The organism is Marinobacter sp. S6332, from assembly GCF_023016045.1.
Lineage (GTDB): Bacteria > Pseudomonadota > Gammaproteobacteria > Pseudomonadales > Oleiphilaceae > Marinobacter.
Genome location: NZ_JALKAP010000014.1, coordinates 79,677 through 91,226, shown reverse-complemented (window position 1 = coordinate 91,226; position 11,550 = coordinate 79,677). Strand labels below are relative to the sequence as shown.

Genomic DNA, 11,550 nt, shown 5'->3' with positions numbered 1-11,550 from the left:
ACAGAGACCGGGGTTCGCCCGACACTGCTTCCGGAGAAGACAGCTTACTCGGCAACAACCGCCAGCTTTACAGTTACTTCAACATCAGAGTGCAGGTGAAGCTCGATTTCGTACTCGCCAGTTGCCCGCAGCGGGCCTTCTGGTAGGCGAACTTCGCTCTTCTCAACGTCAGTACCTGCAGCTGTGATCACATCGGCAATATCACGCACACCGATAGAGCCAAACAGCTTGCCTTCATCACCTGCTTTAGAGGTTACTGTGAAGGATGCACCTTCCAGAGCCTCAGCGCGGGACTGAGCAGCTGACAGCTTCTCGGCTGCAGCTTTCTCAAGCTCGGCACGGCGCTCTTCAAACGCCTTCAGGTTTGCTTCGGTAGCAGGCGCAGCCTTGCCATACGGAAGCAGGAAATTACGGCCGTAACCGGACTTAACTTTTACTTTGTCACCCAAGGTGCCAAGGTTTGCAACTTTCTCGAGCAGAATAACTTCCATCTCGTTAACCTCTTCGTGCTTTATTCAGCTGGCCCGGCAGGCTTTATTCGCCTCCGAATGTCCAACCAGCTATCCACAAAAGCCAGAACCACTAACAGAATCATCAGGCTTGGGCCCAGAAGAACCAGCGCAACGTAAAACATTGCAAGCCACTGACTACTTAGGTTCTTACGCCCGACAATGCCATGAATAAGCGCCAGCCCCGCCAAAAACATAGGCGTTCCAGCTACCCAAACCAGCAACATGGCATTCAACCCTAGAAACGGGCCAAAAACCATGGTGGCGGCAAGAACAACAGTAACCGCGGGTGACAGCTTGAGACTGTGGAATTCCTTGCGGAATCCGCCAGGGTTGTACAACCCCGACTGCCACGATCTTGCCAGCATTGTCATGCCCACGCCGACTGCCAGATAACTACCGGCCATACTGGCGTTCATGGTGTCCCGTATAACCGTTTCGAGATCGCTCCCAAGCGAACGGGCCACTTCAGCATTGTACTGCTCGTAAAAACCAACCCCGGCACGAACGAGCTCGTCCATCAGACCGGGGTACGCCATGGGCAAGACAAGCCCCATAACGATCGCCAGAAAGCTCCCTCCTAAAAGGGCTCTCTCCCAGGACAGCGTTGTTCTCAGCATGGATGCCATCAGCATCACTTGCAGCAGCACCGCCAAAGCCGTCGGATCGCCTCCAAACACACTCCAGCCAAGCGCTGGAAGCAGTGCCCAAAGACCGATGTTGAGCCCCTGACTGATGCCGAGTCTGAGAATAACCAGACCAACAACCGCTGCGCCTATCCAGAACAGCAAAGGTACTGCAGTTGTTACTGCCGCTACCCCGCTGGCCTGCAGGGGACCGCGCATTACAAATTGTGCCAGTGCACGCATGGTCCCAAGTCCTGTTTATCTGTTACTTAGTTATCGTGGCTGTCCGAGTACGGCAGCAGTGCCAAGTAGCGGGCGCGCTTGATAGCGGTAGCCAGCTGACGCTGATAACGTGCTTTTGTGCCGGTAATACGGCTAGGCACGATTTTGCCGGTTTCTGTGACATAACCTTTCAAGGTGTCCAGATCTTTGTAATCGATCTCTTTAACACCTTCTGCCGTGAAGCGGCAGAATTTACGACGTCTGAAAAAACGAGCCATAACGTAACTCCTCAACTCCGGTTAATTACTCTTCTTCGTCCTGAGACTCAGCTGTCTGATTCTCGTCTTGGCGCTCGCCGTGACTATCATCAGAAGATTCAGCTGAACGACGCGGACGATCATCTCCGCCGGAACGACGGTCCTCACGGGACTCAGCGGCTTTCATCGGAGACATATCAGTAACGGCTTCATCGCGACGTAGAATCAAGTCACGGATAATGGCGTCGTTGAACCGGAAGTTGTGAGTCAGCTCGTCCATAGCTGCCTGTGAACATTCAACGTTCATCAGCACATAGTGAGCCTTGTGAATCTTGTTGATCGGGTAAGCCATGTGACGACGGCCCCAATCTTCCAAACGATCTACCTTGCCGCCATCTTCAGTGATGAGGCTGGTATAACGCTCGATCATCGCGGGCACTTGCTCGCTCTGATCCGGGTGTACCATAAATACAATTTCGTAGTGACGCATGAGTTCTCCCTACGGTTTAAACAGCTTTCTCTAATTCTCGGACTGGCCGGGAAGCATGAAAGCAAGGAGGTGGCAGCCGAAGCCGCCGGTTTTTTTGCTCTATCAATAAGGCTTTACGAGAAAGGCTTGATCAAAAGCGAAGCCTTGTACGCCCGATTAAAGACAATACAAAACCTTCCCCTGAAAAAAGGGGTCACGTATTCTAGGCGCACACGGCCTTCTGTGCAAGAGTTAACCAAGACGCTGGCGCAAAGCCTCGTACAAGCAAACACCAGTAGCTACGGAAACATTCAGGCTATCCACGTGGCCAAGCATGGGGATGTTAATCAGTTGATCGCAGTGTTCCCTAGTGAGCCGACGCATTCCTTTGCCTTCGGCACCCATCACGAGCGCAATCGGGCCTTTGAAATCTGCCTGATACAAGGTTGCTTTCGCTTCGCCAGCGGTACCGACCAACCAGACCCCCTGATTCTGCAACGTGCGCAGAAAGCGCGCCAAGTTCGTAACTCGCACAAACGGCACAGTCTCCGCCGCACCGCAGGCGACTTTGCGAGCAACCGGAGTCAATGGCGCAGATTTATCTTTGGGCACAATAACCGCTTGCACACCAACCGCGTCGCAGGTGCGCATGCACGCACCAAGATTATGAGGATCAGTTACGCCATCCAGCACCAATAAGAATGGAGGCTTGTCACTCGCTGCGAGCTGGGCCAGAAGATCGTCTTCAGTCCACTCCCGGCTTTCGCTGACCGCAGCAACAACACCTTGATGAACCCCACCAACGCGCTCATCAAGCTCACGTCGATGAACAACTGCCCATCGAACACCCAGCTCTTCTAGTGTATCCGTGATGGTCTTTACGCGCTTATCCTGCCGGCCAGTCTGAATCCAGACTTGCTGCAGCCTTTCTGGCTCACGCTTGAGGACAGCCTCAACCGCGTGCCAGCCAAATACAAATTCTTCAGACACTGATTCGGCTTCCTATTACTTATCTGCCTTGCGTGGCTTCCGCGGCCTGCTGGGGCCTGCGGGCTTGCCCGACGCTTTTTTTGGCTTCTTACCGGCCTCGTTAGCTGCATCCGCCACCAGCTGCGCCTTCGCACTGCGAGGCTTGCCCGCACGAGCAGGCGCACCTCCGCGACCACGGCCTTTCTCGGAACGCTTTCCATCTTTGCCACGCGGCTCACGCTTGGCAACGCTCAAAGCGTCTCGATCCGCACGCCGACGCTTCGGTTCGCTGACCAATTCCAAATCAATCTTGCGATCCTCCATGCCCACGCGAACTACACGAACGCGCAACTCGTCACCCAAGCGGAAACTGATAGCCGTACGCTCGCCAATCAAGCGATGCTTAGCGGAGTCATGGTGAAAGTAATCACCACTGAGGGTAGAGACGTGCACCAAACCTTCGATATACACGCCAGAGAGCTGAACAAAGAACCCGAACGGCACAACCGCTGCGATTACCCCGTCATACTCTTCGCCAACGTGGTCGCTGAGGAATTCGCACTTAAGCCACGCCATTACATCACGGGTAGCGTCATCAGCGCGGCGCTCCGTCATGGAAACGTGCTCGCCCAACTGCTCCATTTTGGCGTAATCGTAGGGGTACTCCACCAGCGTCGAATCAAATACCGCTGGCGACACTACATCCTTTGTGACTTCGGGATTGTGGATACGAGACTTAATTGCCCGATGCACAATAAGGTCAGGGTAACGGCGAATGGGCGAGGTAAAGTGGGCGTAGCTTGGGAAACCTAGACCAAAGTGACCACTCTCATCCGGACTGTAAACAGCCTGACTCAATGAGCGCAACATAACCGTTTGGATAACGTTGGCGTCCGGCCGATCAACGATCTGGGACAGCAAGGCCTGATAATCGGCTGACGTAGGCTTATCGCCACCGCCCAACTGCAGACCAAGCTCACCTAAAAACAGACGCACCGAATTGAGCCGCTCTTCCGAGGGGCCATCATGCACTCGGTAAAGCGCTGGCATTTTATGCTTTTTAAGGAATCGCGCCGCCGCTACGTTTGCGCACAGCATGCACTCTTCCACAATTTTATGAGCGTCGTTACGGTGTACCGGCACAATCTCTTCGATTTTGCGCTGCGCATCAAACACAATGCGGGTTTCCGTAGTTTCAAAATCTATAGCGCCGCGCTCGGTTCGAGCTTTGCGCAGCAGCTTATAAAGATCGTACAAATGATGCAGGTGTGGAAGTACGTCGGCGTACTGATCTGACAAGCGATACCCGGGCTCGGAATCCGGCCGCTCCAACATATCGCTAACTTTGTTGTAAGTAAGCCGCGCATGGCTGCGCATAACCGCCTGATAGAAAGTGTAACCACTGATGTTGCCAGCTGCGCTGATGGTCATATCTGCCACCATGCAGAGGCGATCCACATCGGGATTCAACGAACATAAACCGTTGGACAGTTTCTCCGGGAGCATAGGCACCACGTGATCCGGAAAGTACACAGAGTTACCCCGGCGCAAAGCCTCTTCATCGAGCGGTGAACCTGTACGCACATAGTGAGATACGTCGGCTATCGCCACCACCAAGCGATACGCGCCCCGCCCCCTGGGCTCGCAGTATATTGCATCATCAAAATCCCGGGCCGTCTCATCATCGATGGTAACCAGCCGCATGTTACGGATATCTACCCGGTTCTTTTTATCCTTTTCCTCCACCTCGGCAGCAATAGCCGCCGCCTGCTCGCCCACTTCCGTTGGCCAACTATGGGGAATGTCGTAAGAGCGGATAGCCACATCAATCTCCATCCCAGGGGCCATGTGCTCTCCCAAAACCTCGACTATTTTGCCCGTGGGTTGGGTGCGAACCGTAGGCTGGCGCACAATATCTACAACAACATATTGCCCCGGGTAGGCGTCGCCTACATGCTCATCAGGTATCAGCACTTCGTGGTTAATTCGGGCATTTTCTGGCACTACAAACGCAATACCACTTTCTTTAAAGAAGCGCCCAACTGTTTGGTGAGTGCGATGCTCAATAACATCAACAATAACACCTTCACGTCGACCCTTTTCATCTACCCGATCTACTCGGGCGGCAACACGGTCGTCGTGGAAAACTTGGCGCATTTGCCGCGCGGTGAGAAACAGATCCGACCCGCCGTCGTCTGGCACTAAAAACCCGAAACCGTCTTTGTGCCCGATAACACGACCGCTGACCAGATCGGCCTCTTCAATGGGCAGATACGCGTCACGGCGATTACAAATAAGCTGGCCATCCCGGCACATGGCAATAAGCCGACGCCTGAGCGCCTCGATACCTTCCGGGCCTGCCTGACCAAGCTCGGAGCACAAGGTTTCGTGCGTTGCGGGCGCGCCCCGCTCTTTAAGATGTGCAAGTATGAATTCCCGACTCTGTATCGGGTTATCGTAATTTTGAGCCTCACGACTGGCGTGAGGGTCTTTACGCTTTTTATTTCTGGAAACCATTAAAATCCTTGCTCAATGCGGCGCCACAGCGGCGCTGTTCATATTCATTTGCAGCATAGTATACGTTGGTACAGGCAACCTGCCTAACAACCCACCTTTTATAGGCACAAATACCTGCCGCCCACATAAGGAAAAAATGTTTGACAGCTTAAGCGGGAATTACTAAAGTACGCGCCATCAGATGAGTCAGCATTTTCATCTTTGGCAGAACTGTCCGGTTTTCAACAATCTAAGGGCAACTCTGCAAATCACCTGCCGAGGTGGTGAAATTGGTAGACACGCTAGCTTCAGGTGCTAGTGCTCGCAAGGGCGTGGAGGTTCAAGTCCTCTCCTCGGCACCATTTCTCTCTCCGAGAAATGAGAATTCCCATATTGATCAATTATCGTCGACAGACCATATCAGGCATCACTGCATGCTTTTTGGGGTGTTTTTATCTATGCACAAGGTAAGATTCCTAGCCCCGCGAGGCTGCTGGTCATTCCAGCAGCTCGACAAGGTATTCCGATAGGTTTTGATAACGGTAGGCTACCCGTGCAAATACGCCGGAGGGCACCTTCTCAAACTCGCGACCACAAGCACGACCGCCGCCATAAGTCTTAAGGAACGCCTCCTGAATTAGATTGGGAGTGCCGCCACGAGGGGTTTCGCTGGTTCTTGCGGGATAGTACAGCGCCCACTCAAAACCATTCTCAGCATCTACGTTGCTAAGCTGTGACGTTCGTGGCGCGAGGAATCCGTAACTTAGAGGCCGATTAAGGCCGTCTCGGGTATCAAACTCCAAAGAAAGCCCAACAAACCCAACTGGCTGGGGCTCGTACCCAGAAAATGCGTATTCGTGGAACCCTGTAACTACCTGCGCAGCGTTCTCTGCATCCACTTTCTCATCAATCGTGCAGCTTTGGAGCCCGCCGCTGTAGATCACAGATTCCAGCTCAACACCGTCTTCCTTCAGCTGGTAACCGGGAAAGCCAGCAGGTGCATTGGAAAGCTCGGGGGCCAAGGTTCGAGTTGAAGCGCCACCTTGTGACGAGACCTGCGCAACCAATTCTCGCAGCTTGCCATTATCAAAGCTCCAACTGTAGGTTACCTCCGGGTTCCCTCCCAACTCTGTCGACCCGGGCACTATGCCTTCATTCTGGTAGCAGGTGGTGACGGTTTCGAAACTGGCCGAGCGGTTAGCCCAATCAAATACCAAGCGCTCATCAACGCCGGGGTTGTCATAGGCAATTTTGCTTTGGGGCGATAAAGATGCAGAAGGCAACCACTGCGTGCTTAGTTGTGCCATATATCCATTAACGCTGACCAACCTTGCAATTTCTTGTATGGAGGGCGCAAGACACCCTTCTGAAGATATTGATTGCAAGCGTCCGTCTTCGCTGTATTCAAATTCCAGCTCGGCAGAAATCAGTAAGTCTGAACGGTTGGCCGGTAACTTATCTGAACGGTCTGGCTGGGCGTAGATTTGTTGGCTTGTCAGCAGCAGCGGATCACTCAATTCCAGCGGCACTTGGGGCAAGTCAATCAGGTCAACATCCACGTTGGCATAATTACCCTGAGCCGCTGCATCGACAGCAGCAATCACATCACCCGCGTTCTGCACCATAGATACGCCCAACAAAAACGCCGCAGGGCGAGTAAGCAGGCGCTCGGTGCCATCGCTATCAGGCTTCGCCAGTAGATCGTTATAGGCATCTGGAAATTGGCTAGCCATAAAGCGCGCCATAGCTCGCGCGTAAGCATGGGCTTGATCGTCCTCGGCAAGCACATAGTCTCGCAATAGGTTGATGCCTGCCAAACTGGCCAACGACGAATCTGCCGCCCCAAACAAGGACTCCAAGGCTATAAGTCGGCGGAATCGCGCAAGGGCTGTAAGCGGCGTAATATTGCGCACACCCGGCTCTGCCGAGAGCATAAACGCACGGGGAACAGCAACATCTCCGTTACGAGTTTGCTCTAGTGTTTTACCGGGAAGTGCCAGAGCATGGAGGGGAAATGCGCGCGGATCTATATTAGGCCCAATCTCAGGCTCGATCACGAGCTCTGATGTATCCAGCGTAAACTGACCGCCTTCGCCACTCATGGCTGTTGGTTCTCCGGATGCCAAGACAATCTTGCGACCGGATGCCAGCTCATACTCCATGGGTCCAGGTGTGTACTGACTGTCGCCGTCCATATCCAGCCATACGCGAGCATTTTTCAGGTAGCCGTCTATCACCCTGCCGGTATAGGGTGCCGGATCGCTGTATTGCACACCGTCAAAGTCGCGCCCGTCTTCCGGCAGCTCATCGGACTCCTTGCCGCAACCGGCAATGGCGAGAAAAAGTACAGAAACAGGCAGGAATATAAGGGGTCTCATCACGGCAACCGTTTATCCTTGTTAGAGGTTGTGCCGATACTTTAGGGGATGTGGCGGCCAGAGACCTTGATAGGTTTGGCAATCTGTAAAGTTTGGTAACAAGAAAACCCCGGAAATGACCCCGGGGTTTCGTTTAGAGCAGCTTAAAACGCCCGCGCAACGATCTCTTTCATAATCTCGTTGGTTCCGCCATAAATACGCTGAACCCGCGCATCGGCCCAGGCACGGGCAATCGGATATTCCCACATGTAACCGTAACCACCGTGCAGTTGGACACACTCATCCATCACCTTGCACTGCAAGTCTGTTGTGTATTGCTTCAGCATTGCTGCAGTCGGGATATCCAGTTTCTTTTCTAGATGCAGCTCCAGACAACGGTCGGTAAATACCCGTGCAGCAGTGATATCTGCCTTCATTTCGGCCATTTTGAAACGCGTGTTCTGGAACTTGATCACCGGCTTACCAAATGCTTTGCGATCTTGCACATAATCCAGCGTCCACTTCCAGGCTGCTTCTGCTGCGGCAATGGCAGTCAAGCCAATTTGCAAGCGCTCGGCAGGCAACTCCTGCATCAATTGAATGAAGCCTTGCCCTTCTCTGCTGCCCAGCAGATGAGTAGCCGGAATTTTTACATCCTGAAAGAAAAGCTCAGATGTGTCCTGCGCTTTCATGCCTACTTTATTCAGGTTCTGGCCTTTCTCAAAACCGTCCCAGGCGCTCTCAACCAGAAACAGACTGGTACCTTTGGCGCCTTCTTTCGGGTCGGTTTTCGCCACAACAACCACCAGGTCCGCCATTTGGCCGTTGGTGATAAACGTTTTAGAGCCATTCAAAATGTAATTATCGCCATCCTTGAGTGCCGAGGTTTTCAAGCCCTGCAAATCAGAACCAGCACCCGGCTCGGTCATCGCGATAGCGCCGATCATTTCGCCGGAGGCCAACTTGGGTAGGTAGTGTTTTTTCTGCTCTTCCGAACCGTGGTTCAATATGTAGGGAGCAACGATGTCGGAATGCAAAGTCCAGCCAATGCCGGAGAGCCCCTGCTTTGCAACTTCTTCCATCACAACGGCACTGTAGCGGAAATCAACGCCAGCACCACCGTACTCTTCAGGCATGGTGGGGCACAGAAAACCCAACTCACCAGCTTTCTGCCACAACTCACGGCTAACATGGCCGTCTTTCTCCCACTGTTCATGGTGAGGCGCAGCCTCCTGTTCCAAAAACTTCCGTACTGAATCGCGGAAGCCTTCAAGGTCTGCGTCAAAGAGCGTGCGTGGAATCATGGTGAACCTCAGTCAGTAAACAAAGTTAACGTATGCGTACGCCAAGTCTCTGCTGACAGGCCGACTTGCTCAATGGTGAAAACCATCAATCCTGCTGGCCAAAACCATCGTTACGATCCACTTTGGAATTAATCCGAGCCTCGCCCCAACGGGGCATTAAGTCCTGAGGTAAATCCAGATGATCAAGAATACGGGCGACAATAAAGTCCACGAGATCCTCCACAGATTCCGGCCTATGATAAAATCCTGGACTGGCTGGCATGATGACAGCACCCATCTGGGTAAGCCTCAGCATGTTTTCCAGATGCACTTGCGAGTAAGGAGATTCGCGGGTCACTAGAATAAGTTGGCGCCGCTCTTTAAGAGCCACATCACCGGCACGCTCGACCAGATTGTTGCTAGCCCCTGTGGCCAGTGCCGATAGGGTTCCGGTGCTGCAGGGGCAGACTACCAAAGGCGCCTTTTCGCCAGACCCGGAAGCAGGGGGCGAAAACCAGTCTTCGCGCCCAAACACCAACACTTGCCCGGGCTGGGCAGATGCGTATTCCGATAACACTTTTTGCATAGCTGACGGACTTCCCGGCAGCTTTAGTTCCGTTTCAGTCGCAATAACGATCTGTGCTGCTTTGCTCACCATCACGTGAACCCGGCAGCCTGCTGCCACCAGACATTGGAGCAGGCGCAGCCCATACTGGGCACCGGAAGCTCCGGTGAACGCCAGATTTATAGTGCGGGCTTTCGACTGACTATCAGTCATGTTTTGAGTCAACGATATAACTCCTTGTGAGCCGGTTTAGCCATGGATACGCTCAAGCTCGTCTATAAGCTTACCGTGAATGCCACCAAAACCACCGTTGCTCATGATAACTATGTGGCAGGGGCTCGGCAGATCGGCCATTACACGTTCAATCAGCCCTTGTACACTAGTCTCTACAAGGTGCTTTCCGGAGTCCGGGTTATCGGCCTGCCATGCGGAGACCAACTCCGGTAGCCAGTCCATATTATTCAGGTTGGCCCAACAAACTTTATCTGCCAACCTGGCACTCGGCAGCAAGGTATGCTGGTGAACACCCTGTTTCATCGTGTTGGAGCGGGGCTCGATAAGAGCAATAACTGTTTCCTCTCCCACCTGATTGCGCAATCCATCCAGCGTTGTTTCTATGGCCGTTGGGTGATGAGCAAAGTCGTCGTAGACCTTCACGCCGCCAACGTCTGCAAGCAGTTCCATACGACGCTTCACACCAGAAAAACGGCACAGCGCCGCCACCGCATGATCCGGCGTTACGCCCACATGCTTTGCCGCCGCAATAGCCGCGAGAGCGTTGCGAACATTATGCAGGCCCGTTTGGCTCCACTTCACCACGGCAACGGGCTGCTCATGGTGAACAACCATAAACCGACTGCCATCCTCGGATAACAGCTCCGCACGCCAATCAACCGAAGCGGCCATTTCACTACCGACGGCCATATCCTGCACCGGGCTCCAGCACCCCATAGCAAGTGCTTTGTCCAGGTGTTCATCCAAACTCGGGCGAATAATCAATCCTTGGGAAGGAACCGTACGAACCAGATGATGGAACTGGCGCTCAATCGCTTCAACATTGTCGAAAATATCAGCGTGATCAAACTCAAGGTTATTCAGGATAAGAGTATGGGGGCGGTAATGGACAAACTTGGAACGCTTGTCAAAAAAGGCGCTGTCATATTCATCCGCTTCGATAACAAAAAAGTCGCTATCACCGAGGCTGGCCGAAACCGGAAAATCCTTGGGCACACCGCCCACTAAATACCCCGGAGCAAGCCCTGCCTGATCTAAAATCCAGAGCAGCATGGCGGTGGTGGTGGTTTTTCCGTGGGTACCGGCAACGGCCATAACCCAACGATGCCGAAGCACTTCGCGGGCCAGCCACTCAGGGCCAGACATGTAATCAATGTTTCGGTTGAGCACGGCTTCCACTTCGGGGTTGCCCCGGGCCATCGCGTTGCCAATCAGCACCAAATCAGGCTTTGGCTTCAAATGCTCAGCACTAAAGCCGTCCATCAAGCTGATACCCTGCGCTTCTAACTGGGTACTCATGGGCGGATAAACGCCTTGATCAGAACCGGTAACCCTGTGGCCAAGCTCCCTCGCCAGAACAGCCAAGCTGCCCATAAATGTGCCACAAATCCCCAGTATATGAATATGCATTCGCCGTCTGTCCTCTGCGTTGAAACCCGACAAGCCTCCAGTATCCGCCCCATCCCGTCAAGAGCATAGCTATCCGCATTTCCAGCCATGAAAATCGTCAGCATTTGACGTATCATCTGCGCCATTGTCGAACCAGCAGGAGGCTCCATCCCG

10 protein-coding genes and 1 tRNA gene are annotated in these 11,550 nt (G+C 53.4%); 1 reads left to right on the top strand and 10 read right to left on the bottom strand.

The genetic code is table 11. The annotated features are described in order from the left end of the window. Nucleotides 1-44 precede the first annotated feature (44 nt). From rplI to rnr, 6 genes are all read right to left on the bottom strand, one after another. Nucleotides 45-491: a 50S ribosomal protein L9 gene (gene rplI, locus MWU62_RS17130; protein ID WP_200367542.1), complete on the bottom strand. Its 447-nt coding sequence runs from the start codon at nt 489-491 to the stop codon at nt 45-47. 20 nt (nt 492-511) lie between these two features. Continuing rightward, nucleotides 512-1,378, bottom strand: coding sequence for a hypothetical protein (locus MWU62_RS17125; protein ID WP_247116009.1), 867 nt, complete (start codon nt 1,376-1,378; stop codon nt 512-514). Nucleotides 1,379-1,404: 26 nt separating this feature from the next. Next, nucleotides 1,405-1,635, bottom strand: coding sequence for a 30S ribosomal protein S18 (rpsR, locus tag MWU62_RS17120; RefSeq protein WP_114613426.1), 231 nt, complete (start codon nt 1,633-1,635; stop codon nt 1,405-1,407). Nucleotides 1,636-1,660: 25 nt separating this feature from the next. Then, the gene (gene rpsF, locus MWU62_RS17115) at nt 1,661-2,104 is read right to left on the bottom strand and encodes a 30S ribosomal protein S6 (RefSeq protein WP_247116008.1); all 444 of its coding nucleotides are present in this window, start codon (nt 2,102-2,104) and stop codon (nt 1,661-1,663) included. A gap of 231 nt (nt 2,105-2,335) precedes the next feature. Next, entirely contained in the window at nt 2,336-3,073 is a 738-nt protein-coding gene (rlmB, locus tag MWU62_RS17110) for a 23S rRNA (guanosine(2251)-2'-O)-methyltransferase RlmB (RefSeq protein WP_247116007.1), read from the bottom strand. Between the two features lie 15 nt (nt 3,074-3,088). Next, nucleotides 3,089-5,569 carry a ribonuclease R gene (gene rnr, locus MWU62_RS17105; RefSeq protein WP_247116006.1) on the bottom strand — a complete coding sequence of 827 codons (2,481 nt, stop codon included), beginning with the start codon at nt 5,567-5,569 and terminating at the stop codon, nt 3,089-3,091. Between the two features lie 254 nt (nt 5,570-5,823). Here rnr and MWU62_RS17100 point away from each other — a divergent pair. After that, nucleotides 5,824-5,910: transfer RNA gene (locus MWU62_RS17100), tRNA-Leu, on the top strand. Between the two features lie 135 nt (nt 5,911-6,045). Here the strand turns inward: MWU62_RS17100 and MWU62_RS17095 are convergent. The 4 genes from MWU62_RS17095 to mpl form a co-directional block, all read right to left on the bottom strand. Next, a complete protein-coding gene (locus MWU62_RS17095) occupies nt 6,046-7,926 on the bottom strand; it encodes a hypothetical protein (RefSeq protein ID WP_247116047.1) in 1,881 nt (626 codons plus the stop codon). Between the two features lie 143 nt (nt 7,927-8,069). Further along, nucleotides 8,070-9,209, bottom strand: a complete 1,140-nt coding sequence (locus MWU62_RS17090; RefSeq protein ID WP_247116005.1) for an acyl-CoA dehydrogenase family protein — start codon at nt 9,207-9,209, stop codon at nt 8,070-8,072. An 85-nt stretch (nt 9,210-9,294) separates the two neighbouring features. Then, nucleotides 9,295-9,966 carry a flavin prenyltransferase UbiX gene (locus MWU62_RS17085; protein ID WP_247116004.1) on the bottom strand — a complete coding sequence of 224 codons (672 nt, stop codon included), beginning with the start codon at nt 9,964-9,966 and terminating at the stop codon, nt 9,295-9,297. Nucleotides 9,967-10,002: 36 nt separating this feature from the next. Continuing rightward, entirely contained in the window at nt 10,003-11,397 is a 1,395-nt protein-coding gene (mpl, locus tag MWU62_RS17080; RefSeq protein WP_247116003.1) for a UDP-N-acetylmuramate:L-alanyl-gamma-D-glutamyl-meso-diaminopimelate ligase, read from the bottom strand. Nucleotides 11,398-11,550: the final 153 nt, after the last annotated feature.

Excerpts from the sequence above, each read along its gene's own strand:
- rplI (WP_200367542.1), bottom strand. The coding sequence starts at position 491 with ATGGAAGTTATTCTGCTCGAGAAAGTTGCAAACCTTGGCACCTTGGGT.
- MWU62_RS17125 (WP_247116009.1), bottom strand. The coding sequence starts at position 1,378 with ATGCGTGCACTGGCACAATTTGTAATGCGCGGTCCCCTGCAGGCCAGC.
- rpsR (WP_114613426.1), bottom strand. The coding sequence starts at position 1,635 with ATGGCTCGTTTTTTCAGACGTCGTAAATTCTGCCGCTTCACGGCAGAA.
- rpsF (WP_247116008.1), bottom strand. The coding sequence starts at position 2,104 with ATGCGTCACTACGAAATTGTATTTATGGTACACCCGGATCAGAGCGAG.
- rnr (WP_247116006.1), bottom strand. The coding sequence starts at position 5,569 with ATGGTTTCCAGAAATAAAAAGCGTAAAGACCCTCACGCCAGTCGTGAG.
- MWU62_RS17095 (WP_247116047.1), bottom strand. The coding sequence starts at position 7,926 with ATGAGACCCCTTATATTCCTGCCTGTTTCTGTACTTTTTCTCGCCATT.
- MWU62_RS17090 (WP_247116005.1), bottom strand. The coding sequence starts at position 9,209 with ATGATTCCACGCACGCTCTTTGACGCAGACCTTGAAGGCTTCCGCGAT.
- MWU62_RS17085 (WP_247116004.1), bottom strand. The coding sequence starts at position 9,966 with ATGACTGATAGTCAGTCGAAAGCCCGCACTATAAATCTGGCGTTCACC.
- mpl (WP_247116003.1), bottom strand. The coding sequence starts at position 11,397 with ATGCATATTCATATACTGGGGATTTGTGGCACATTTATGGGCAGCTTG.